Source organism: uncultured Gilvimarinus sp. (assembly GCF_963975215.1).
In the GTDB taxonomy this organism is placed as follows: domain Bacteria; phylum Pseudomonadota; class Gammaproteobacteria; order Pseudomonadales; family Cellvibrionaceae; genus Gilvimarinus.
The window spans coordinates 81,191-106,114 of sequence record NZ_CAXBFW010000007.1 but is presented as its reverse complement, the minus strand read 5'-3'; the positions used below and the strand labels follow the sequence as shown (position 1 = coordinate 106,114).

18 protein-coding genes are annotated in these 24,924 nt (G+C 54.2%); 16 read left to right on the top strand and 2 right to left on the bottom strand.

Features of this window, described 5'->3' with window-relative positions:
* The first annotated feature begins 38 nt into the window (after nucleotides 1-38).
* The 14 genes from smc to AAC019_RS07080 all read left to right on the top strand — a co-directional run bounded on the left by smc (nucleotide 39) and on the right by AAC019_RS07080 (nucleotide 19,264).
* On the top strand, nucleotides 39-3,548 hold the full coding sequence (gene smc, locus AAC019_RS07145; RefSeq protein WP_339897958.1) for a chromosome segregation protein SMC: 3,510 nt from the start codon (nucleotides 39-41) through the stop codon (nucleotides 3,546-3,548).
* Nucleotides 3,549-3,596: 48 nt separating this feature from the next.
* Nucleotides 3,597-4,550: a cell division protein ZipA gene (zipA, locus tag AAC019_RS07140; RefSeq protein WP_339897957.1), complete on the top strand. Its 954-nt coding sequence runs from the start codon at nucleotides 3,597-3,599 to the stop codon at nucleotides 4,548-4,550.
* 45 nt (nucleotides 4,551-4,595) lie between these two features.
* On the top strand, nucleotides 4,596-6,638 hold the full coding sequence (ligA, locus tag AAC019_RS07135; protein WP_339897956.1) for an NAD-dependent DNA ligase LigA: 2,043 nt from the start codon (nucleotides 4,596-4,598) through the stop codon (nucleotides 6,636-6,638).
* An 81-nt stretch (nucleotides 6,639-6,719) separates the two neighbouring features.
* Nucleotides 6,720-7,145 carry a hypothetical protein gene (locus AAC019_RS07130; RefSeq protein ID WP_339897955.1) on the top strand — a complete coding sequence of 142 codons (426 nt, stop codon included), beginning with the start codon at nucleotides 6,720-6,722 and terminating at the stop codon, nucleotides 7,143-7,145.
* Nucleotides 7,146-7,168: 23 nt separating this feature from the next.
* Nucleotides 7,169-8,149, top strand: a complete 981-nt coding sequence (hemB, locus tag AAC019_RS07125) for a porphobilinogen synthase (RefSeq protein ID WP_339897954.1) — start codon at nucleotides 7,169-7,171, stop codon at nucleotides 8,147-8,149.
* The gene (locus AAC019_RS07120; RefSeq protein WP_339897953.1) at nucleotides 8,142-8,450 is read left to right on the top strand and encodes a DUF3012 domain-containing protein; all 309 of its coding nucleotides are present in this window, start codon (nucleotides 8,142-8,144) and stop codon (nucleotides 8,448-8,450) included. Before hemB ends, AAC019_RS07120 begins: the two co-directional genes overlap by 8 nt.
* A 5-nt stretch (nucleotides 8,451-8,455) precedes the next feature.
* Nucleotides 8,456-9,907, top strand: a complete 1,452-nt coding sequence (locus AAC019_RS07115; protein ID WP_339897952.1) for a Wadjet anti-phage system protein JetA family protein — start codon at nucleotides 8,456-8,458, stop codon at nucleotides 9,905-9,907.
* Complete coding sequence (locus tag AAC019_RS07110) at nucleotides 9,904-10,602, top strand: DUF4194 domain-containing protein (RefSeq protein WP_339897951.1); 699 nt, start codon at nucleotides 9,904-9,906, stop codon at nucleotides 10,600-10,602. Before AAC019_RS07115 ends, AAC019_RS07110 begins: the two co-directional genes overlap by 4 nt.
* Nucleotides 10,603-10,604: 2 nt before the next feature.
* Nucleotides 10,605-14,216, top strand: a complete 3,612-nt coding sequence (locus AAC019_RS07105) for an SbcC/MukB-like Walker B domain-containing protein (RefSeq protein ID WP_339897950.1) — start codon at nucleotides 10,605-10,607, stop codon at nucleotides 14,214-14,216.
* A 63-nt stretch (nucleotides 14,217-14,279) separates the two neighbouring features.
* On the top strand, nucleotides 14,280-15,137 hold the full coding sequence (locus AAC019_RS07100) for an ion transporter (RefSeq protein ID WP_339898009.1): 858 nt from the start codon (nucleotides 14,280-14,282) through the stop codon (nucleotides 15,135-15,137).
* Between the two features lie 26 nt (nucleotides 15,138-15,163).
* On the top strand, nucleotides 15,164-16,015 hold the full coding sequence (locus AAC019_RS07095) for an ATP-binding protein (protein ID WP_339897949.1): 852 nt from the start codon (nucleotides 15,164-15,166) through the stop codon (nucleotides 16,013-16,015).
* A gap of 891 nt (nucleotides 16,016-16,906) precedes the next feature.
* Complete coding sequence (locus AAC019_RS07090; protein WP_339897948.1) at nucleotides 16,907-17,470, top strand: hypothetical protein; 564 nt, start codon at nucleotides 16,907-16,909, stop codon at nucleotides 17,468-17,470.
* A 491-nt stretch (nucleotides 17,471-17,961) separates the two neighbouring features.
* Nucleotides 17,962-18,546, top strand: coding sequence for a tetratricopeptide repeat protein (locus tag AAC019_RS07085; protein ID WP_339897947.1), 585 nt, complete (start codon nucleotides 17,962-17,964; stop codon nucleotides 18,544-18,546).
* 292 nt (nucleotides 18,547-18,838) lie between these two features.
* Complete coding sequence (locus AAC019_RS07080) at nucleotides 18,839-19,264, top strand: hypothetical protein (RefSeq protein WP_339897946.1); 426 nt, start codon at nucleotides 18,839-18,841, stop codon at nucleotides 19,262-19,264.
* Nucleotides 19,265-19,695: 431 nt separating this feature from the next.
* On the opposite strand, the gene AAC019_RS07075 is transcribed toward AAC019_RS07080, so the two are convergent.
* Nucleotides 19,696-21,771 carry a TonB-dependent receptor gene (locus tag AAC019_RS07075; RefSeq protein ID WP_339897945.1) on the bottom strand — a complete coding sequence of 692 codons (2,076 nt, stop codon included), beginning with the start codon at nucleotides 21,769-21,771 and terminating at the stop codon, nucleotides 19,696-19,698.
* A 234-nt stretch (nucleotides 21,772-22,005) separates the two neighbouring features.
* Between AAC019_RS07075 and AAC019_RS07070 the strand changes: the two genes are divergently transcribed.
* Both AAC019_RS07070 and AAC019_RS07065 read left to right on the top strand, forming a co-directional pair.
* Complete coding sequence (locus tag AAC019_RS07070) at nucleotides 22,006-22,470, top strand: BlaI/MecI/CopY family transcriptional regulator (protein ID WP_339897944.1); 465 nt, start codon at nucleotides 22,006-22,008, stop codon at nucleotides 22,468-22,470.
* Entirely contained in the window at nucleotides 22,467-23,429 is a 963-nt protein-coding gene (locus AAC019_RS07065; protein ID WP_339897943.1) for a M56 family metallopeptidase, read from the top strand. Before AAC019_RS07070 ends, AAC019_RS07065 begins: the two co-directional genes overlap by 4 nt.
* Here the strand turns inward: AAC019_RS07065 and glgA are convergent.
* The gene (glgA, locus tag AAC019_RS07060; protein ID WP_339897942.1) at nucleotides 23,377-24,900 is read right to left on the bottom strand and encodes a glycogen synthase GlgA; all 1,524 of its coding nucleotides are present in this window, start codon (nucleotides 24,898-24,900) and stop codon (nucleotides 23,377-23,379) included. The two genes, AAC019_RS07065 and glgA, sit on opposite strands and share 53 nt — an antisense overlap.
* Nucleotides 24,901-24,924: the final 24 nt, after the last annotated feature.

The following is a 24,924-nucleotide window of genomic DNA, read 5'->3' as shown; positions in this document are numbered from 1 at the left end:
TACTCGCCCTGGGCGAAGATAACGAGTGACAAGGACCTATGCGGTTAAAATGTATTAAATTGGCGGGGTTTAAGTCCTTCGTCGACCCGACCACCGTCAACTTTCCCAGTAATCTTGGGGCCGTCGTTGGCCCTAACGGGTGCGGTAAATCTAATATTATCGATGCCGTTCGCTGGGTGATGGGGGAGTCGTCCGCCAAAAATTTGCGTGGCGAGTCGATGACCGACGTTATCTTTAATGGCTCGGGCGGGCGTAAGCCGGTAGGTCAGGCGTCTATCGAGTTAGTGTTCGATAACAGCGACGGCACCCTGATGGGTGAATACGCCGCCTTCACCGAAATCTCCATTAAGCGCAAAGTCAGCCGCGACGGGCAAAACAACTACTACCTCAATGGCGCTAAATGCCGCCGCCGGGATATTACCGACATCTTCTTAGGCACCGGCCTTGGGCCGCGCAGTTACGCCATTATCGAGCAGGGCATGATCTCCCGCCTGATCGAGGCCAAACCAGAAGAGCTGCGGGTCTATATCGAAGAGGCCGCCGGTATCTCTAAGTACAAAGAGCGCCGCCGCGACACCGAAAACCGTATGCGCCGCACCCACGAAAACCTCGAGCGCTTAACTGACATCCGCGATGAGCTGGAGCGCCAGCTGTCCCGCTTAGAGCGTCAGGCGCAGGCGGCGGAAAAATACACAGAGTATAAAAAGCAAGAGCGCCAGCTTAAGGCTCAGGTGCAGGCGATCAAATACCGCGAGCTGGATCAGCAGGCAAGCGGCAAGCAGCAGGCGATTCGCGAATTAGAACTGCGGATGGAGTCGTTTGTCACCGAACAGGTCAACAAAGACACCACGATTGAAAAATGCCGCACTCAGCACGCCGAGCTAAGCGACAAATTTAACGAGGTTCAGGGGCGTTTTTACGCCATCGGCGCCGATATTGCCCGAATCGAACAAAGCATCAAGCACGCCGAAGAGCGCAATCGGCAGCTACAAGCCGATATCGAACGCACCGAGCGCGAAAACCGCGAGGCGCACGATCGCCTGCGGGTCGACACCGAAAAAGCCGAGCAGTGGCAAGAAGAGTTGCTTGAGATCGAGCCCGAGCTCGAGTTGGTACAGGCCGCCGAGGAGTCGTCTGGCGACTTACTGGCCGAGGCCGAAGAGCACATGCAAACCTGGCAGGGCGAGTGGGACGATTTTAATCTGCGCGCCGCCGAGCCACGCCAGCGCGCTGAGGTACAGCAATCGCGCATTCAACACCTGGAGCAAGTGCAGCAACGCCTGCTAAGCCGGGTAGAAAAACTCAACGAAGAAAAGCGCGGTTTAGGTGACAACAGCACCGATGACACCGAAATCGAGCAACTGCGCGAGCAATTAGCTGAACTTGAAATGCTAATGGATGAGCAGCGCGAGCGGGTAGAGGGTTATGTCGACCAGCTCGAGCAATTGCGCAGCGATGGCCAGCGCTACAGCGAAGAACTTGACGCCAAGCGCAGCCAGCTACAGAGCATGCGCGGGCGCCACGCCTCACTCGATGCTTTACAACAGGCCGCACTGGGCGAGAAAAACAAAGCGGTTACCGGTTGGCTTGAAGCGCGCGGGCTGACCGATGCCCCGCGTTTGGCCGAAGACGTTAACGTTGCGGATGGCTGGGATAAAGCGCTGGAAACCGTACTGGGCAACAGCCTACAAGCCGTGTGTGTCGAGGGTATGGATGCCACCGCCGGCTTTGTTGCCGAGCTGGCTCAGGGTGAGTTGGTGCTGCTCGATCGCAACGCCAGCACCGGCGCCAGCGCGAATAACCAGCAAACGCTTGCCAGCCAGGTTACCGCCAGCTGGGATGTGGCCGGACTATTAAACGGCATTTATATCGCCGATGATTTGTCGGCCGCTCTCGCCATGCGCGATAGCCTGGGCGCTGGTGAATCCGTGGTTACCCGCGACGGGGTATGGCTCAGCCCCCACTGGCTGAAAGTCGCCCGCGACACAGATGCCAGCGCCGGTGTTATTGCCCGCCGTCAGGAAATCGAAGAGCTCGACGCCGCCATACTGGAGGCCGAAACAGCGGTTGAGAAACTGGCCGCCGACTCCAGTGAAAACCGCGAACAATTAAAAAGTATCGAGAGCGAGCGCGAAAATGTGCGCCGTGAGCTCGACAGCCACAACGCGCGCCACAGCGAGTTGCGCTCGAGCGTTAGCGCCAAACAGGTTCAGCTCGAGCAGCTTGGCATGCGCAAAAGCCGACTTGAGGCCGAAGTGCGTGAAGCCCGCGAGCAAATGGAGCAAGAAGCCGAGCAGCTGGCCGAAGCCCGGGTCATTTTAAGCGATGCCATTGGTGCCATGGAGCAGGACACCGACGAGCGCGAAGGGCTGTTAGCCCGTCGTGATCAAATCCGTGCCACACTCGATGGCGCCCGGCAAAAAGCCCGCCACGACAAAGACAAAGCGCACGAGCTGCAAATGCGCGCCGCGTCGCTGAACACGCAAATCGACAGTATTAAACTCAGTATTGCGCGTCTGCACGAACAGGCCGAAACGCTTAACGAGCGCCGCGAGCAGCTGGCCGAGTCCATGAGCGAAAATCGCGACCCGGCCGAAGAGAACAAAATGGAGCTCGAGTCGGCACTGGCCAAGCGCGTTAATGTTGAACAAGAGCTCACCGAGTCGCGTCGCACACTGGAGGCGGTAGAGCACGATCTGCGCGAGGCCGAGCAAGCACGCAACAAAGCCGACCAGGAAGTTCAGGCTGTGCGCGGTCACCTCGAGCAAGAGCGCCTGGCCGCGCAAACCTTTGAGGTGCAGCGCAAAGGCTTAGCCGAGCAACTCGCCGAAGACAGCTTTGATTTGCAAACGCTACTGGATAACCTTGAAGAGGGCGCCGAACGCGCACCGCTTGAGGCCGAGCTGGAGCAACTGGCCAATCGCATCAGCCGTTTGGGCGCCATTAACCTGGCCGCCATTGATGAGTACAAAACCGAATCTGAGCGAAAGAATTACTTAGACGCGCAAAACGAAGACTTGATGGAAGCGCTCGAAACACTGGAAAACGCCATCAAAAAAATTGATCGCGAAACCCGCACCCGCTTTAAAGAAACCTTCGATCAGGTCAACGGCGGGCTGCAGGAGCTATTCCCCAAAGTGTTTGGCGGTGGCCACGCTTACCTCGAGCTAACCGGTGAGGATATGCTCGATACCGGTATTGCGATTATGGCCCGCCCACCGGGTAAACGTAACAGCACCATCCACTTGCTCAGTGGTGGTGAAAAAGCATTGACGGCGATTGCCTTGGTGTTTTCGATTTTCCGCCTTAATCCGGCACCTTTTTGTATGCTGGATGAGGTTGACGCGCCGCTGGACGATGCCAACGTTGGCCGTTACGCGCGCATGGTTGAAGAAATGTCAGAGCAGGTACAATTTATCTACATCACCCACAACAAGATCGCCATGGAAATGGCCCATCAGTTGCTTGGTGTCACTATGCACGAGCCGGGCGTATCGCGTCTGGTTACCGTCGATGTGGATGAAGCGGCCGAGCTCGCCGCCATTTAAACGTCGGGGCACTAGCTCCGCGTCAAGAATTAAAGTGGATATAGCAATATGGAAACTTGGTTAACGATTATTGTGGTGTTATTGATCGTCGGCATTTTGCTCGATGGCTGGCGCCGTATGCGCGCCTCACGCCGCGACGCCATCCGGGTGTCAAAACGCGCAAAACGTTTTGACAGTAGCGGCGAGCCCTTTGATGAACCCTTTACCAGCGAGCTGCCCAATGGTGGGGCAAGGGTGGTGGGTACCCGCGATGACGAACCGGGTGCAGACGAGCACACACCTGCCGCGACCAGCAAAAGTCGTATCCCGCAACAGGTTACCTTAAACCTGGATGAATCTGTCCCTATGTTGATGGAGTCCGTCGAGCAAAACGCCACACCCGAAACGGCCGCACAAGCTCAAGCAAGCGAGCCGTACACCGGTGACGACGATTTTGACAGTGGTATCGAGGATCGTGTTGAGCCAAGCTTTAGCGCCATTGATGAGCCCGAAGAATCCGCCCAACAAAGTGGCTATCAAGAGCCAAGCTTTAGCGGTCGCGACGAGCCTGACGCCGCCCCCGAGCAGCCCGATGAAGTCGTCATTATTAACGTTATGGCGCCCGAAGGGCATCAGTTCTCGGGCAGCGCACTGCTCGATGTTTTGCTGCAGTGCGGCATGCGTTTTGGCGACATGAATATTTTTCATCGCCACGCCCATGAAACCGGCGAGGGCCCGGTACTTTTTAGTTTGGCCAATATGGTAAAACCCGGCGTGTTTGACCTTGAGAATATGGCCAGCTTTCACACCCCCGGTGTGAGCTTGTTTATGACGTTACCCATGCGCCCGGACAGTTTAAAATCGTTTGATATTATGCGTGACGTTGCGCAGGCGTTGGCTGACAACTTATGCGGCGAACTTAAAGATGAAAACCGCAGTGTGATGACCCGCCAAACCATGGAGCACTGTCGCCAGCGTATCGCCGAGTACGAGCGCAAACGCCTGTCGCGCGCGACAAGCTAACCCGAGAGTCAACTTCGGCAACCGTTTTATTAGGTAGAGTAAACTTTGGTCCAGCAAACATCCGGGTCGGCAAGCGCCGAACTCAATCGGTTACGCGGCGAGATTAACCGATACAACTACCAATATTACGTACTCGACGAGCCGACTGTACCGGACGCCGAGTACGACCGTTTGTTTCAACGGCTAAAAAGTATCGAGCAGCAACACCCCGAGTGGATCACTCCCGACTCACCCAGTCAGCGGGTGGGGGCGGCGCCGTTAGCGTCATTTACCACAGTGGCCCATGAAAAACCCATGCTATCGCTGGACAATGCCTTTGCCGATGACGACCTAATTGCGTTTGATAAACGCTTAAAAGATCGCTTAGGCGTTGACGGCGCGATCGAATACGCCTGCGAGCCCAAGCTCGACGGTATTGCCATCAGTTTGCTGTACGAAGACGGACTTTTAGTGCGCGCGCTAACCCGTGGCGATGGCCTGAACGGTGAAGACATTACCGCTAATGTGCGCACCATTAAATCGGTGCCGCTTAAATTGTATGGCGACGATTACCCCTCGCGGCTTGAAGTGCGCGGTGAAATCTTTATGCCTAAGGCAGGCTTTGCCGCGTTAAACGAAGCCGCGCGCGCCGCCGACGAAAAAGTTTTTGTCAATCCGCGCAACGCCGCCGCGGGTAGCTTGCGGCAGCTGGATTCCCGTATTACCGCCAAGCGCCCACTGCAGCTGTGCGCTTACAGTGTGGGCATCCATGAAGGTCAGGCGTTGCCCGCCAAGCATACGGATATACTCCATCACTTAAAACGCTGGGGTTTTGCCCCAAACGATCAATTAAAAACCGCGCAGTCCATCGAAGACTGTATTGCCTATCATCAGGCTCTGGGCGAAAAGCGCGACTCCCTGGCCTACGATATCGACGGCGTGGTGTTTAAAGTTAACGCTATTGAACAGCAAGAAGCGCTCGGCTTTGTATCGCGGGCGCCGCGCTGGGCCATCGCCTATAAGTTTCCGGCGCAAGAAGAGATGACCACGCTGGATGCGGTTGAGTTTCAGGTGGGGCGCACCGGCTCAATTACTCCGGTGGCGCGCTTGGCGCCGGTATTTGTCGGGGGGGTTACCGTCTCAAACGCGACGCTGCACAACCGTGACGAAATCGCGCGCCTTGATGTGCGCATTGGTGATACGGTTATTGTGCGCCGCGCCGGCGATGTGATTCCGCAAGTCGTGGCTGTGGTGAAAGAGCGTCGCCCCGATGATGCCAGCGAAATTGTATTTCCGTCAGAGTGTCCTATTTGCGGCTCGCCTGCCACCGAGGTGCCGGGCGAAGCGGCTATCCGCTGTGAGGGCGGGTTAATTTGCCCCGCTCAGCGCAAAGAGGCCATCCGTCACTTTGCCTCGCGCAAGGCCATGGATATAGACGGCCTGGGCGACAAGCTGGTAGAGCAATTAGTGGATAAATCGCTGATTACTACGGTTGCCGATTTATTTGGTTTAACGCGCGAGCAGCTCGCAGGGTTAGAGCGCATGGGCGAAAAGTCGGCCGACAACTTATTGGCCGCCCTTGAAAAAAGCAAAACCACCAGCTTGGCGCGCTTTATTTATGCGTTAGGCATTCGCGAGGTGGGTGAAGCTACCGCGCGAAATTTAAGTGCTCACTTTGGTCAACTGGATGCACTGGCCGAGGCCGATGAAGAGACGCTGCAAAGTGTCGACGATGTTGGGCCGGTGGTTGCGCATTTTATTCGCGACTTTTTTGTTGAGCCCGAAAACATCGACATTATTAATCGGTTACGAGCCATCGGGGTTAACTGGCAGGAAGTCGATAAAACCGCAGAGCCGGATGTACCGCAACCATTGGCCGATCAAACCGTGGTGATTACCGGCACCCTCGAGAGTATGAGCCGGGATGAAGCCGGCGAAAAACTGCGTGCGCTGGGCGCCAAAGTTGCCGGCAGTGTTTCTAAAAAAACCAGCTTTATTGTTGCCGGGCCCGGTGCCGGCTCTAAGCTGAGCAAAGCCGAAGCCTTAGGGGTGAAGGTGTTGGATGAAGCGGCACTGTTGGCACTACTCGCTGAACACAGCAGTCCCTAAGCGCTAACGTGAGCAATAAGCCGCCGCATCGCAACAGGCACAAGCATATCGACCACCGAGATAAATATCGTGGGTAGGGTTATGGATCAGGAATCGATTGTCTACGGCTGCATCAAAGACAGCATTCAGGGTGTTGGCTATAGCGAGCGCATACGCACTAACCGCGAGGCGATGCTAACCTTGCCGCGCGCCGACAACTGGCCATTTTTGTGTCAGGAGATGTTTGCGATTCCGGCGTTGGACGCGTTAACCCGCAACTACCAAACCGAGGTCATGCACTTTGGCGCCTCCTACCAGGCGGTGGAGTACGAGTGGAACCAGTGGATCGAACAGTTTGAAGCGCTGCTGGGCAAAATGTACTGGGTATCAGCCACAGTACATTTAGAAACCGAATTGTGCGGCACCCATACGTTTACCTGGGAGAGTAGCCGTAACTACCACACCCCCGGGTCGGGTGATATGTACATACAATGCCAGTGGAGCCACGAAAGCTCCCTGGGGATTTAACCATCAGCACTGGCAGAGACTTTATGCAAACACCACAATTTCGTTTTCGTCGCATGCGTCGCACCAGCGCCCTGCGTCGCATGGTACGTGAGACACAATTAAGCTGCGCCGATTTAATATTGCCGATCTTTGTCGAAGAGGGCATCACCGAACCCGTCGCCATCGACAGCATGCCGGGTGTGGTGCGCTACCCCGAGGCGCAACTGGCGGGTGTTGTGCAACGCGCTGCCGCCGCCGGTATTCCCGCGGTTTTACTGTTTGGCGTATCGCAACACAAAGACGCCGTAGGCAGCGACACCTTTGCCGACGACGGCCTGTTGGCGCGCATGATAAAAACGGCCAAAGCCGCCGCCCCCGAGATTACCGTTATCAGCGACAACTGTTTTTGCGAGTACACCGATCACGGCCACTGCGGTGTCGTTGCCGATAACGACGTGGATAACGACTCGACTCTGGTTAACTTACAGCGTCAGGCGCTGGTGTGTGCCCACGCCGGTGTGGATATGATTGCACCGTCCGGTATGCAAGACGGAATGATTGCCGCGCTGCGCGAAGCACTGGATGGCGCGGGCTTTACCCACATTCCAATCATGTCCTACTCGACCAAGTTTGCCTCGGCGTTTTACGGGCCGTTTCGCGACGCGGTGGACAGTACTTTTAAAGGCACCCGTAACACCTACCAGATGGACCCGGCCAATGCCCGTGAGGCCTTAGCTGAATCACTGCAGGACGAAGCCGAAGGCGCCGATATCTTAATGGTTAAACCCGCCCTGGCGTATCTTGATGTAGTTAATCAAATTGCCACTCACAGTGAGCGCCCGGTGGCGGTGTACCACGTCAGTGGTGAGTACGCCATGATTAAAGCCGGTGCCAGCGCCGGGGTGATCGATGAAAAAGCCATCGTCATGGAAACCATGCTCTCGTTTAAGCGGGCCGGGGCCGATTTAATTATTACCTACTACGCCGAGCAATTGGCTACATGGCTAAGTGAACCCAATGTCTAAATCCCTTATTATTTCTTTGGTATCTATCGTTATCGGGGTTATCACCATCGCCGTTGGGCTGTATGTGCTAAGCATTACCCCGGCGCCCGCTCCGGAGCCCGGTGTAGCCGAGGCCGCGGATCCGTTTGTGGTAGTGCCGCAAGTCGCGCCGCAAGACCAGACGCCGACGGCAAGCGATGTTCCCAGCACACCAGCCGAGCCGGGCTCGGAGCCCTGGTGCGAGCAAATGATGGTTAAGCCGGATGTCCAATGGAATGACGCGGACTCGCGCCTATTTGCGCAACGCTGCGTGTACGAATAAGCGCTATGTTTTTTCATGAGTCTCAGGCTCACTTTTTTAACCCGTTAACGGGTAAATATCGTGAGGTCGTCGTCGAGTGTTTGCGGCTGCTGTATCAAAAGCTGTACACCGAACTGCACGACTACCAAAGCCTGCTGGATCGCAACGGTATTGTCGCGGTGTTTATGGAGGCCATCGCCCGCAACCCGGTAGTGTTTGACGACGACGAACGCGAAGGGGAAGGGCGCTTTAAAAATCAGCGCGAGCTTGCCGGGTTTATCTTAAACCGGCTTCTGGAATTTGGCTGGTTAGAGTGCCAGGTCGATAGCGCTACCTTAACCAGCCACTACGCCTTTACCCGCACAGGAAGGCTATTTACCCAGCCGCTGCTGGATATTGGCAAGCAGCGGTTGCATACCCGTCATCGCAACACCCGTAACACTCGCAATAGCTTGCAGGCATTTGCCGATCGCGGCGAGTACAGCGATTTGCTGGACGCTTACGATTACTCCGAGCGTATTATTAGCGACTTCTCGGACATTATCGCCGAGCTTGCCGATCAGCGCCGCGAGTTGGTGCGAGAGATGGAAAGCCAACAGCTGATTAATCGCGCCTCGGATCAGTTTTTTGATTTTATGGAAAAACGCTTTATGCCCGATCTGGCCATTCGCCTGTCGGCCGATAGCGTCGAAAAACACCGCGATGCCATCGCCAGTTTAATGGTGGCTATTAAGCGCAAAAACAAAGACTTTAAAGCCGGTGCCGAGCGTGAGCTGCGACAAATACTGCCGCAATTAGTGGCCGAAAACCCCAAGCGCTCGGTGCTTTATTATTTGTTGGAGGTTATCGAGCGCCGTTTGCGCGATGCCTGCGACACCATGTTGCCACAACTGCGTGGTGCGCTAAATAACTTTACCCGGCGCGCCGAAACCATTATGCGCCAGCTTAGCTACTTAAATAACGGCCAGTCCGATCAGCTGATACAAGCCTGCAAACAGCTGCGCAACCAACCGGCACTGCAGCGCCGGGTACTGAGCGACCTGGAGCCCACCCTGCAAAACTGTCTGTTGCGCTACGTTGACCCGGGGCAAAATCAGTTGCGCCAACGGCGCCCTAACCAGGTGATACTAAGCCGGGTGGCCGCGGCGCCAGAACTTGATCAGCAGGCGCGTAAAGAGCTGTACATTCAGCAAGTGCTGGATCAGGCATTTGCTTTTCAGGGCGGACAACTGCGCGATTACGTGCATCGCGCTCTGGCTGAAACGGGCGTGGTTAACTCACGCTTTTTACCGGTAACCAACGCCCAGGATCTACTCAAGCTGTGCCACGTTATCGAGGTGGCCTCGGCGGACAACCTAAACCACGATTTTCACTTTAGTGTCTCAGAGCTCGGGCGGCTCGAGCAGCAAAACGATGATTATTTAATCGAGCGAGATATTTTTGAAATCAGACTGCACCAAAAAACGGAGTCCGCGTGAGCGATAACCTGTTTCTTAACGAGCTTAATAGCGCGCTCACTGATGCCAACCTAAGCTTTGAGCACTGGCGCGAGCTGGTGATGCGGCTGCTCGATTACGGCGTACTGTGCCGCAGTGAAAGCCAGGTCGAGCAAGAACTGTACGACCGGTTTGTGCGCATTGAGGCCGCACTGCACGACTATCTAGCGCTGAGCGGGATTCGCCTGCAACACGATACCCGCCACGAGTTTGTGCGGGTGCTGCCACCGGGGGCCGACTTTCCGGGAATCGAGAGTGACGACATTCCCTACACGGGTATGCGCAGCAAACTTAGCCAGCACGAAATCGCTCTGGCGCTGGTGCTGCGCATTGAATACGACAAAGCACTGCGCGAAGGGCAGGTAGAAGACGGCGGCGCAGTACTGGTGCCCATGGAGTCGGTGGTACTGAGTTTAAAAAACCTGTTGGGCCGCGACCTGCCCGAGCCTGTGTCCGAGCGGCGACGTTTATTGCGCGGTTTAAAGCAGCTGCGTCTGATTGACTACAACAGCGATGATGAGCAGGCCGAGCCCTGGTTGCGGGTAAGGCCACTGATTATTAACTATGTCTCCGACAGTGTGATTGATGAGTTATTGCAAGCGGCTAACTCTGATACTGAAGCCGATGTGTCGCCGGAGCAAGATAACACCACAGGCATCAACGAGGCCGAGGGTTAACCGTGTTTTTACGAGAATTCTTTTACGTTAACTGGGGCAATATCCCCAACCGTTGCCTCAGCTTTGACAAAATCAACTTGTTCTCGGGCGGTAACGGCTCGGGCAAAACCACCGCCGCCGATGCTATTCAAACCTTGATGACGGCCGCCCACGATGGATTGTTTCATTTTAATCCGGGGCAGGACGAAAGCACCCAGCGCGGCCGCGGTGGTAAAACCGTGCGCACGCTTGCCTCTTACGTGTTGGGTTGCGATGACGGCAGCTACGCACGCCCCGACGGCGCCGACGGTTATCTGGCAGGTTTATTTCACCCAACCCCCGGTGAAAGTGGCAGCCCGTTTGTCGCCGTTATTGGTGTGCGCGCCATGCTCGATCGCGCCGGCACGCAAACGGTCGCCCGGCAAAAAGATATTGAGTTTTTTATTATCAACACCGCCAGCTTCTCGCTTTCCGAGCTGGAAAAAGACGATGGCAACGAGCGCCGGGTACTGCCGTTGGATGTGGCCTACACTCGCTTACGGCAAAGCTTTGGGGTTGACAAAGTTGAGCGCTATGAGCGCAAAGGGCAATACCTGGGACGTTTGTATGGCGCTTTGCGTGGCAAACCCGATGCGGTATCCGACCGTGAAGCGCGTCGCGCGGCCCAGGCATTCTCGCGCTTTATGGCCTACAAGCCGGTATCCAGTATCGACCAATTCGTTTCCAGTGAAATTCTCGAGGCAAAAGATTTAGGCCGCGCTATCGGCGATGTATCGAGTATGCTTAAACGCATTCACGCCATGGACGCCGATGCCAAGTCCCTGCGCGAGCGAATCGGGCTGATTGCCTCGGCGCGTCAAAGCGCCGATCAGTTTGTTGACGCCTGGTTGCAACAGCAGCAGTTGGCTTACCAAGCCGCTCGGGCCACCTTTTTGCACGCCCAGCGCGATTACGTTAAAGCCAAAGACGAGCAGCAACAGCAACGCGCTGAGCTTACCCAATGCGAAACCAAACGCGGCGACTTACAAACCCGCCGCGAACAACTAAGACAACACAGCATCGAGCTGGAAGGGCGCCGCCAGGGCGTCGCGGCGCTGCGCGATAAAGACACTTTAGAGCGTGACATTAGCGCCAGCCAACGTCAGTTAGCCGAGCTGGCCACCAGCCTCGGCGAGTCCGATCAGCAGCTAAAACGCAATGCCCGTGCGCTGGATACCCTAGTGCGGCTTACGCAGCGTAGCTCCTTGGTGCTAGAGCTGCCGCAATTGGGTGAAAAAGAACGCCTTAACGATATGCGTAAGATCATCGAGCTTACCGATAATCTTATTGAACTACCCCGGCTACTCAATCACGACTGGATCGATAGCGCGCCGCTGGAGCAACAGGTACAAAAAGCGCAAGCGCTGCAAAGCTTAAGCGATAAAGTACTGGCGCCATTGGAGCGCGACGGCGCATTGGCCGAGAACATTAACGAGCTGCTGTACTCGCGCACCCGCGAGGCGCAACGCAATAAACAAAAGCTCGAACAGTTGCAGGCCGAAGTCGACGCCTTGCAAAGTGCCCAGGTGCGCTATCCACGCTATGTGGCGACGGCGCTCAAAGCGATTAACCAGCAGTACCCCGAGGCCGATGCCCGGGTGCTGTGTGATCACGTTGAAATTCTCGACCCCGAGTGGCAAAGCGCCATCGAGGGTTACATTGGCGGCGCGCGGTTTGGCATTTTGGTCGATCCCGAGTTTGAAGCACGCGCCATTCAATTAGTGCGGCAGCTGCCTAAAAGTGAAGGGCGTGCGCGGGTTATTCAGGGCACTAAAGCCCGCGCCGATGCGGGTAAAACAGAGCCAGGCACTGATTCTATTGTCGCCCTTATGGGGTTTAGTCACGCCACCGCCGAAGCCTATCTGCGCGCCAGCTACGATAACGTGCGCTGCGTTACGGATGCCGAGCAGTTGCGCAACACCCGCCGCGGCTTAACCGCCGACGGCATGGCCTCGGGCAACTACGCGATGTTCCGCTGCGATATGGCCGACGCCGATTTGGTGTTTGGCCAAAGCGCCCGCGAGCGCGCTCTGCTGGCCAAGCGCGAAGCCTTAACCCGGTTAAACGCCGAGTGGCGTGGCTCGGCCGATCAATTGGCCGAGCTAAAGCAATTGGCCGACGCCGCCAAGCAGTTAGCCCCCACGCCTTACGGCCACGCGCTAACCGAGCTTGCCGCGCAGCAGCGTCGCATCGGCGAGCTTGAGCAGTCGCTCGCCGATTTGGATTTAAGCGAGTTTTCTGATCTTGAGGAAAAACTGCAGCAGCTGCGTAGCGACGAGCAAAACGTCGTGGACAATATGGCCGAGCTGGATCGTACCCAGGGCGGTATCGAGCAGCGCCTAAAGCAGTTGGCGCACGATATTAAAAACCGCTCCGAGCGTCAGGAAGAGCTGCTGGACGCCGCCGATCAGTGCGAGCACAACCTCCGGTTGCACGCCGGCAAGTGGCCCAGCTTTGATGTCGAGGCAACGCTTGAGCGCATCGATCAGGAGTTATCGGTAGAGGCCGCGGCGCGCTATCGCAACGAGCACGAGGCGCTAGACGGTGAGCTGATTACGCTGCTTAACCGGCTGCAAAAGCAAATTGTCGAGTACAACCGCGACGCCGGGGGTGATGCTCTGGCGTTTGAGCCCGACTTTAACCAGGACGTGGCCAATTTTAATTTAGTGTGTGGTACCCGCGGCCAGCTTGATAGCCTGCACAACAAGCTCAACAACAATATTCTGGCCAATAAGAGTGAAGAGCTTGCGCGCCTGCGTACCAGCTTTAATCACACCTTTGTCAGCCACTTGTGCCACTCTATTTACCAGGCGGTAGAGGAGGGCGCCCGCAGTTTAGACAGCCTTAACACCGAGCTTGAGCAACACCGCTTTGGCGCCGACCGCGAGCGGTTTTATTTTGGCTGGGAGTGGGTGGCCGAATACCGCGACTACTGGCAGTTTTTTAAAGCCGTTATGCACAACCCGGGGCTGGAAGAGAGCGACGGGTTATTTTCCGACGAGCTGAGCCCCAAGCACCGGCAGGTGCGCGATCACTTAATGGCTATGCTGCTGGACGACGACCGGGAGCGTGCCGAGCGCGAGCTGGCACGGATTACCGATTACCGCCACTACCGCCGTTATGAAATTTACAAGCAGCCCGAGGGCAAAGAGCCTATCGCGCTCTCACGCTACGGCACAGGCTCCGGGGGCCAACTTGAAACCCCGGCTTACATCATCCGCGCCGCCGCCATTACCTCGGCGTTTCGCTTTAGTGAAGGCGACACCCACCTGCGCATGGTGTTGGTGGACGAGGCCTTCTCTAAAATGGATGAGCACCGCTCGCGCGAGGTGATTCGCTACTTAACCGACGCGCTTGGGTTGCAGCTGCTGTTTATTATGCCCACCAGTAAGTCCGGGCCTTTTATGGATATTATTACCCATCAAACGGTCTTTACCAAATGCGCCACCACCGACTATATTGGCGAGCTTAAAAGCCGGGTGCTGGTCGATAGCCAAAAGCTTAACGTCGACAAAGTGGGTAAATTGTGGGCCGAGCATCGCGCCGAGGTGAGTCATCAGGCGGCACTCGATTTTATGGAAGAGTTTGTTAACTAGCGAGCGGCCTGTGCCCGGCTGGCTAAAAGGTGTAAACAACAGTGAAGACACGCTATGAGTGAAATGATCCCGGTCAACCTGCCCACCGAGGGCAACAGCTGGCAGGCGCGCTTTAACCGCTTGCGCAGCAATAAAGCCTTTGAGCTGTTTGTGGTAGGTATTATCGTGTTTTCGGCGCTGGTGATCGGTGCCAAGACTTACGATATTCCGCCGCTCGCCAGTAAAATTGTGGTGGGGCTCGACTGGGCCATTACCCTGTTCTTTTTACTTGAGGTCAGCATTCGGTTTTGGGGCGAGCCGCGCAAACGCGACTTTTTTAAATCCGCCTGGAACCTCTTCGATACCATCATCGTCGTGGTCAGTTTAATCCCTATCGAAAACAGCGATATGGCCCTGGTGGGGCGGCTTATTCGGGTGTTCCGGGTGCTGCGGATGGTGTCGATCATCCCCGAGTTGCGTATTCTGCTCAGCTCTTTGCTAAAAGCACTGCCACAGTTGGGGTATGTAGCGCTGCTGATGTTTATTATTTTTTATATCTACGGCGCCATCGGCAGTTTGTTTTTTGCCGACATCAACGAAGTACTCTGGGGTGATATCGCCATCAGTATGCTCACCTTGTTTCGCGTAATGACCTTCGAGGACTGGACCGATGTCATGTACGAAACCATGGAGGTGTACCCCTTAAGCTGGCTTTTTTACGTGAGCTTTATTTTCTTAACCGCTTTTGCCTTTTTAAACATGATTATCGGCATTGTGGTTAACGTGATTGAAAAAGAAAACCAGGCACGGCAAATCGAAGAAGAGGGCGAGCAACCCGCGCGCTCAGACCTTGAGGCCCAGCTGGTTCAGCTGCAACGCTCTATGGATTTGTTACTGCAACAGCAAAACAAAACGTCGGACAAACCCGACGCCAACCCTTAATCACAATTCTCGCGCGGGAGTAAGCTATGGCCGACCTAGACCACCTGATGAATCGAGTCGACGCACTGCTCGATCGGCTGGAGCGTTTTGTACCGGCTGCGCCACCGGCGACCGACTGGACTGCGCCGGCCTTTTACTGGCGCCCCGGCGCTACCGGCGGGTATTTACAAGGGATTAACAAGCCACACCATATTCCCCTCGATGCACTGCAAAACGTCGATCACCAAAAAGCCGCCGTGCTGCGCAACACCGCCCAGTTTGCTGCCGGTAAACCCGCCAACAACGTATTGCTGACCGGCTCACGCGGCACCGGTAAATCGACCCTGATTAAAGCCTGCTGGTACGCCCATAAAGACGCCGTCAAACTCATTGAAATCGACAAGCCCGACCTCACAAGCTTAGGCGAGCTGCTGCAACAAATTGCCGACCGGCCCGAGCGCTTTATTGTGTACTGCGATGACCTCTCGTTTGAAGAGGGCGAGCATCACTACAAAGCTCTTAAGTCCGCGCTAGATGGCTCGATTTGCGCACCGGGCGATAACGTTCTGTTTTACGCCACCAGTAACCGGCGCCATATACTGCCGCACAAAATGAGTGAGAACCTCGAAACCACCCAGGAAAATGGCGAAATTCGCCCCGGCGACAGCATCGAAGAAAAAACGTCGCTGGCCGAGCGCTTTGGTTTGTGGCTAAGCTTTTACCCCTTCAGGCAAGAGGAATACTTAGCCGCCGCACGCTTTTGGATTGAGGATATGGGCGGCACCTGGGATGATGAGATGCGTGCAGCCGCACTGCGCTGGACCATGACCCGCGGCTCGCGCAGCGGGCGGGTAGCCTGGCAGTTTGCCCGCGATACGATTGGGGCGTTGGGGTTGTAGAGTTTGCCTCAGTCGCTAGCTGGCTACATTGTCATACCGGCTTGGAGCCTAGAGCCTGTAATCCAGCTACATCGTCATACCGGCCCTGGAGCCGGTATCCAGTGGCCTTAGCTACGGATTGCTTAGGTGCTCTACGATCACAATGGTTGGTTACGGTTTTGTTTATCCCAATCGCAAGTTCCAACTACATCGTCATAACGGCCTTGAGTCGGTATCCAGTGGCCTTTTAGCTACGGAGTGCTTTGGGTGCTATACGATTACATTGGTAGGTTACTGCTTTGTGTGCCCTCAGTCGCCGGGCAGGCGAATTACTTCTTGTTGTGCGACAAGAAGTAATCAAGAAACGCACCCCGGCATCTCAGCCCTGCGGGTTCCCTCGCTCCGGCCGATTTTAGCGGGCCGTCTCGACAGGGCGCGGCCCAGGCCGGCCTCTCTGCCTCCGGCATTCACCTTCTCCATGCCCTGACGAGACTTGCGCAAACGTCCTGTTTGCTTACCCCCTAAAATAGGCCTCCGCTCGGCTGGCTGCAGGGGCCCCAAAAGCGGCGCTTCGTAGCTGGTTTGGGTTGGTAGTTGCGTTTATTGCTATGGCATAATATTCTACGGTAAACATAAGCGCTTAGCGTACTTTCCCCAGACATGGAACTGTCAGAAATGTCGTCTTTTTCTTTTCAATCAAATACTTTCTGCCTTCTTTTAAACCAATCTCTACCGTAGATAGGTTGCCATTAGCTGTGTGTCAGGCGTAATTTGACACCATTAAAAATACGCCAAAATTAAGGAAAGGGTATGCTTAACAGTAGTTTAAAGTGTCTTTCTACAATACGGCTGGGAATGATAGGTTGCCGGGCGCATTTTTCAACTCGCACACTAATAAGCTGTTAGGTGTATATGAATATTTTTTATCGAATGGTAGTTCTCCTAATACTTGTAGGGTGTGAGAATGATGTTCATGTTCCCATCAATGAAGGAGTGACATGCACTTCTGATAAAAGCGAAGTGCGTGAAATGGCAAGTGCATTAGACTCAAAAAAAATACCGTATCTTGTTAAGCGAATTAAGTCCGATCAAGAATTTGACGGAATGCTAGATGATATCAGCACTAAATTACCCATTGGAGAGGATTGTATTTTCTATTCGCACCAATACTCAAATGAACTAAGCGAAATTAGTTCTAGTGTTATGGGAGAATTCCCGCCGATATGGGGGCGATCAACATCGTGGGGTGAAAGAAATGACGAGCTGGTTAAGGTTCTTTCTGACCACAACATTCGCATAGAGGTTTATGTCCATCGGGGCAAAGAGTGGATAGCATGGCCAATGGAAGATGTAGAAAAAGCAGAAAGCGTCCTTGAGTATGAAGATTGGAAAAAAGAGTTTACGAAAGCGCAAAGACAAGGTATGTATCCACCTAACAAATCAAAGCAGCAAGGGCCTTCGGTCGGGACGCGCTAACGCGCGCCCCTGTTTGAGGCGTTGAGTAATCGGTTATGGGTCCGATTCTGATAATAACAATAGCTTTATCTGAGCTTATCGCTTTAATGCTAATCATGCGTACTTGGATGAGAGATGACTATGTTTTTTTAAAGCTGCTTCTTTCCATGGTTTTGCTTGTTCCTGTTGTAGGCCCATTGTTTTACCTCTTTGCTAATGACAGAACACCACCTCAGTGCGCAAACTCGAAAAACGATCTTCCGAGAGGCTGGTATACGGATAGGTGGATTTCTGTGCGTTCTATTGATAAGCATTCCAACGAAAAACAAAAGAGTCGCAACGACGTTTCAATTGATCCCTAAAATGCGAGAAATTCAAAAAAAACATTGGAGGACGCAGTTTTGTCAATTCTTACGTTTCTGGAATTCAGCCTTCGCAAAAATGACGAAATCTTGACGGTTGTCGCGAAGCAAAAGAAGGCCTGTCAGATCGATACGGAGACCTAGCTGTTGATGAGTGGTAATAAAATAGAAGAAGCAAACCGCGCGCTAGACGAAGGGAGTTACTCCAAAGCCTTCGAGCTCTATCAGTCGATGGAGGATGATCACAATAGTGACATCCTTAGAGTACTGGCCTGGATGTATTTGTGGGGTGCTGGAACATCAGAAAATCCAACAAAGGCCTTAGAGTTATTTTTGAAGGCGAGTGAAGTTGACCCTGACCCTGACGATCTTGAGTTACTATTTGGTCAGGCAAAATGCTATTTTGCTCTAAATAAGTTTGATATTGCCATTAGAATGTATGTAAATTTGATCGAAGAGAAAGATTACCCCCCTGCCAATTACAATTTGGGAATGATGTATGAGAAGGGGGTAGTGGTTGAGAAGGATATCGATATGGCGCTGTTCCACTATGGAGCCTGTGCAAAACATAAGCATATGTACGGTGCCAAGCAGCAGGGGCGGCTTCTATTACGTGGTGAGAGAGGGTTTTTATATCGATTTCTTGGTTTTTACCTGCTAGCAAAAAACCTAATGAATGCGGTTGATATAATGGTTCGAGGGGACGGATTTTATGATGCTAGGCTTCTTAAATAATTTAGCAAACGCTCAAGGGGTCATGCTGCAGCGCGGCGAAGGTCGGTCGTTGATGATTGATTACAGCCGTATCTTTTGCATTTCGGGTAGCTCTGCTACGAAGTACTGCTCTTAGATCCCCTGCATCCAGCCGAGCGCAGGCCTATTTTAGTGGGTAAGCAAACAGGACGTTTGCGCAAGCATCGCCACGCCCGACGACGCGAGCACGCAAACAAAGCTAGCGATTAAGTCAAGCCGTCACAAGGGGCACCGTAAAAGCTAAATCCAAGTTAAAAGTAAAAAAGGTAGAGCATTGGAAATAGAATATATGCAAGGGACGACCAAAGGGAAAATAAAATTTATTGGTTTTGTTTCCACTGGATTGTTATTGTATTTTGGTATTAAATATTTTTTTGGCGCATATCCTGCACCGCCAATCAATGACTCAGTAGCGGCAATGCAGGAATATGTACAGAATCGGTTTTATGTGATTATTTCTGTCAATGTATTCATGTTGTTTGTATACATTATAGTATCTAACTTTTTATACAGATACGGAAAGCTAATTAAAGGTAATATGCAGTATCCGCCGCCTGATACGGATTTACCATTTTCTAAGAAAATCGTTCGTGGTCAAAAAGCACTAGATTCAGCTAATTTATGTTTTATTGCTTCAGGCCTGATTGTGATTCAAGGAATTATAAAATTAGGAATTATTGTTTATGCGTCAATGATATAATCATGTGGTGAGAGTCAGGTCTTTGATGTTTGATTGCAGCCGTACCTTTTGAGTTTCGACTAGCCCAGCTACGAAGTACCGCTTTTAGATCCCCTGCATTCAGCCGAGCGGCTGAGATGCCGGGGTGGCCTTTGACGTGAATGGATTCACTAATGCCGTGGGCTCAGGGATGCGCAGGAGCGGCCTTTTGGTTACTTTGCGTTGGCCAAACAAAGAAAAGTCACTCGCCACGCCCGGCGACGCGGGCATATAAACTTAAAGTCCGCGTTAGCGGCACCCTCATACAAAAACTCCCAGTCGCTGGATCCCCGGTCAAGGCTCCGCTTATGCCGGGGATGACGCTGTAGCGAACGCAGGAGCTGCCTCTTTGTTAAACAGAAAACAGCCCCACCAACACAAAAAATCCCAGACAAGTCTGGGATTTTTAACAACTAAAACGCCATCTCAAGCGTTACCCGCAAACTCCGCGGCTCCAGCGGATGATAATGCACATCCTCATGCGCCGATGCTTCACCCGCTAACTGTGAGGCGTAGTAGTAATCAATGTCGTGATCGTTGCTGTCGAGTAAATTAAGAACATCTAAACTCACTGTGAGCGGCTTAAACCGATAACCCAACTTAGCGTTTAGTAAGGTGCTTGCGTTGGAGTTCACATCGCCTGTTTCTACTAACGGCCGCGGGCCGAAGTAGCGCAAGCGCAAGCTGCCGAACACGCCATTGGCGTAATCGGCACTGACGCCGAGCTGCAATACGTCCTCTACTGCGCCCGGTACATAGCGCCCCGGTTGCTCGTTTACAAATCGGGCGTGGGTGTAAGCGTACTCCAGGTCCAGCGTCCAATTATCGTTTAAACGGTAGTAACCGGTAAGCTCTAGCCCCGTGCGCTCGGTTTTGTCGCTGGCCTCGGTGTTGCCGGCGTCGCCTACAAACAGCAGTTCGCTATCGAGCTCTAAGTACCAAAGTGCGGCGGAGACATTAATGCGCTCATTAAAGTTAGCGCGCAGGCCAAGCTCTGAACCAAACGAGCGCACCAGCGGGTCGACGGTATCAACCGCGCTGCCGTCCGCCGGGTCGATGCGAATGGTGGTGCCGCGTGCGTCGTTGGAGTGAAAACCGGTGCCAGCCGAGAGGTAGCCTTCCCAGTTGTCCGTTAGCCGGTACACGGCGCTGGCCTTAACCGAGGCGATGCCGTCATCGGCCTGTCCGCTGTTGCGGGTTAAGTCGACTCCGGCATTGTTGATGCCGGCCAGGTCATTGACATCAAAGTCGTAAAAATCGTAGCGCCAGCCGAGTACGGTTTTAAATCGTTCGCTCCAGTTAATCTCACTATCCATGTAGGCGGCGATACTCGACTCGGTGATTTTATCGCGGCGCACCGTGCCTAAGCGTTGTCGTGCCTGGGTATGAAAAAGGCCCACTTCGGCAATATCATCGATGCGTGTTTCCACCCCGTAGCGGTTGTGTACCGCTAGCGAGCCCAGGGTAAGGTCGTGTTGGTATTGCAGTTTACCGCCGTATATTTGGCGCTCATCCACTTGCTCAAATTGATCGCCATTAACGGGGTCATCCAAAAAATAGGTAAAGTTGGACCACAAAGCTAAGTCGTAATCAATGGCGTAGGCGCTGGCGAGCCAGTGCTCGTTTTGCCACTTTATATTGGCGCTGTAGCGGGACGACTCGCCACCGGTGGTGGTGTCGATGGAGCCAAGCTCATCAATAATGCCGGACTGTACAGCGCGGGCCGGTATTTGGTCGGCACTGTTCCATTTATTGCTATAGCCCATCAGCGACCAGGTTAGGGTGCCGTCGGCCAAAGCCCGTGTCGCTTTTATTTGGCCGTTGTATTTTTCCAGGTCTTCATCAATGTCCGTCCAGGGGCCTTGGTAGCCATTGGCCTCAAAGCCCCACATTAGCTCTGTCTCGCCGGCGTGAAACGAATCGCCGGCAAACAGGCGGTAGTATTCATCGCTGCCGGCGGACAGCTTAAGCTGGCCCTCGTTAAAGCCACTTTTACTGCTGATAAACCCGGCGCCGGCGCCACTAAAATCGCCAACATCGGCGTAGTAGGGGCCTTTTTGGTAACGCAGCGACGACACCAGCTCGGGAATCATAAAGTTGAGGTCGGTGTAGCCCTGGCCGTGCCCATGGCTGCGCATATTAATGGGCATATCGTCATAAAAGCTGGCAAAGTCAGTGCCGTGATCGAGGTTAAACCCCCGTAAAAAATATTGATTGGCCTTGCCGGTACCACTGTGCTGCGTGACCACCATACCCGGTATTAGCTCGAGCACTTCACCCGAGCGCAGTAGGGCACGGGTTTCGATATCACGCTGAGACACAACCCCCTCAGACGCTGAGACACTTTCGCCAATTAAGTTAACCCGATGGCCAGAGACTTCTATTTCTTCTATCTCGTGGGCAAGCAGCGGGTGGGAGACGGCGGTAGCCGCCAAGGCGAGCCAAATACGGGAGCGCTGAGCGCGCGGGGGAGTCGATTGCCGGGGCATGTAGCATCCTTAATAGTTATTTCCAAGTGTCTACTATATTCGAGACTGATCTGAATGCGGATCATAAGCGTATCTAATGAACCAAGAGCATTTTAATTATTCTATAAATATCAATATGTTATATAATTTACAGGGAGTGTTATCGGGCTTTGGCAACACCGATTGCCAATCGGTGTTGCCATGCACAAGAGCCAGATAAGCCACATAAATAAAACCGGCGATGAAGCCAACGCTATGAAGACACGATCGCAAAGTAATACCTTGCCGCAACTGGGTGAACTTGAGCTAGGCTTGCTGCGCGCGCTGTGGGATACCCCCGGGCGCGATGCTAAAAGCTTGCAAAACGATTTGCCCGACGCCTTAAAAAGCAGCTTAAATACCGTGCAGTCAGCGCTTGAAAGGTTGCACCGCAAGGCCTTGATTAAGCGGTCAAAGCTGGGGCGTGCTTACGTCTACCGGGCCGAACTAAGCCGCGGGGAGTTTTTGGGTAAACTTATTGGCCGGGTGATTACGCAGGTTCACAGCGGGAGCATGACGCCGATATTAAGCGGCTTTGTGGATTTTGCTCACGATATTGATCATCAATCACTCGATGAGTTGGAGCGGTTAATCGGTGAGCGCCGGGGCAAACAAACCGAACCGACGCAAACCGGCGAGCCATCTAAGGCGATAGCGCCCAACCGGGGAGATACCCTGTGATTTATTTACTGGTGGGCATCACGGTTTGGCTGATGCTGTTAGCGCTACTGCGTTTGTGCACACCCATAATCGAGCGCTGGCTGAGCCCTCTGCACCCGACAGAGGCCAGTTTATTGTTATGGATGATCCTTGTGCTGCCGCTGTGCAGCGCGCTGATTATTGCACTAGAGCTCGGCAGCCCCGCCTGGTCCCACTGGTTTGTCTCGGAGCACTGCCACAACCTGGCAAGCCCTGATACCGCCGGAGGCGAACTCGGGCAATTGTTACTCTGTGGCCAACACGCGCCCATTGCGCCACATGTTCCTTGGCTTACGAGCCTGGCCGCGCTGGCTGCGGTGCTTTTTTGCGGTTGGTTGCTGTACCGGCTGTGGCGCAGCAGACAAACGGTGCACTCTTTTATCGCCCTGGCCGATGCGCACACACTGCCTTATGTTTATGTGCTGCCCAGCGATGAGCCGGTGGCCTTTACGTTGGGTTACTGGCGCTCGCGAATTTTTATCTCCCGCGGTTTAATTAACCGCTGCAGCGAGCACACCATACGCGCGGTGGTAGAGCACGAAAAAGCGCATCAGTTACGGCACGACAATCTGCGCTTGTTTATCGCAAAAATGGCGGTGTTGCCCGGCGGTTGGTGTTTAAGCGCGTTACTCAGCCGGCTGGAGCTGGCCAATGAGCAGGCCTGCGATTGGTACGCCACACGTTTTGTCGCGCCAGTGGAGGTTGCCAGCAGCATCGTAACGGTGGCGCGCTTACACAAACACTTTTACGAATCAAAAATGCCCGATGACGCGAGTTACTTTTGCCGCAGCCATATCCCGGAGCGGGTAAAAGCGCTGATTGATAGTCGTTACCCAGAGCGTGCTGGCTGGCGCCGACCACTGCTGGCCGGTACCAGCGCATTGCTGGCTATAGCGCTGCTGCTTGATCCGCTGCATCACTGGATTGAGTGGTGGCATTAACCGTCTGGCGGTACAGCTCTAAATAGGCGCGGGCACTTTTGCCCCAGGCAAAGTCCTGGCTCATCGCGTTGTCCTGTAGCTTGCGCCACAGCAGCGGATTATCAAAGCAGGTAAGCGCATGATTGAGAGCCGAGGCCAACGCCGCGCCCGAGGCCTCAGAGAATAAAAAGCCCGTTTCATCGATGTTTTCTAAAGCGCTGGCGTGAGTGGCATCAATCGCCCCGGATGAATCGGAAAAATTAACGATGGTGTCGCGCAAGCCACCCACAAAGTGAGCCACCGGAATCGTCCCGTAACGCTGGCTGTACATTTGATTAAGTCCGCAAGGCTCAAACAGCGACGGCATTAAAAAGATATCGCTACCGGCCTCGATGCGGTGCGACAAACCTTCATCGTAACCGATGGTCACCGACACCTGCTGCGGAAACTCCGCCTGTAACGCCTTTAAGGCCGCCTCAAACTCAGCTTGCCCCGAGCCAATAACCACCAGCTGGCAGCGCTCTTGGCGCAACAAAGGCGGCAGCGCCTCAAGCATTAACGCAATGCCTTTTTGCTCGACCAGCCGACCGATAAACCCCACGAGTGCAAGCGAGTTATCTTCCGGCAGGCCCAGTTCACGTTGCAGCGCCGATTTATTGTAGCCTTTGCGTTTAAGGGTACGCCGGCTGTAGCCAACCTCCAGATGGCGGTCTGTGCCCGGGTTCCAGGTGTCGGTGTCGATGCCATTGACGATACCACTCAGGCAGTGGGCGCGGTGGCTTAACAACCCCTCCAGGCCGCAACCAAAGGCCTCGGTTTTTATCTCCTCGGCGTAGCTGGGGCTTACGGTAGTAATCGCATCAGCGTAGACCAACCCGGCTTTTAAATACGAGAAGTTACCCCAAAACTCTAGCCGCTCGTGATGCCACCAGTGCTCGGGCAAGTTGAGCTCACGAAACACCTGATAATCAAAAATACCGCGGTAGGCCAAATTATGAATGGTAAAAACCGTAGCCGGTGCGCCTGGCTGCTGCGCCAGCAACGCAGGCAACAATCCGGTTTGCCAGTCGTTGGCGTGCACGACATCTGGCTGCCATTGCAGGCCAATATTATTGCGCGCAATGGCCTCGGCCACTTTACAAAACATATAATACCGATAGGGGTTATCCGGCCAGTCGGCACCGCTAGGGTCGCCGTACAGGCCGCCGTCGCGATCAGAAAACTCGGGGATATCCACCAGCCACACCGGAACGCGGCTGCCCGACAGGCGCGACTGCCACAACTTTACTGTGGTTTGCTCCAGGGTAAACTCACGCAGTAGTTTTAACCCCTGGGGCCGAGCTTGATCCAGGGTTGTCTTATAAGCCGGGAGCAACAGGCGTGCCTGAACCCCAAGGCGGGCCAGTGCGCGCGGCAGAGCACCGCCAACATCGCCCAGGCCGCCGGTTTTAGCTAACGGGTAAGCCTCTGAGCAAGCAAACAAAACTTTCACACCAAACTCCTTACGGTTTTTTGC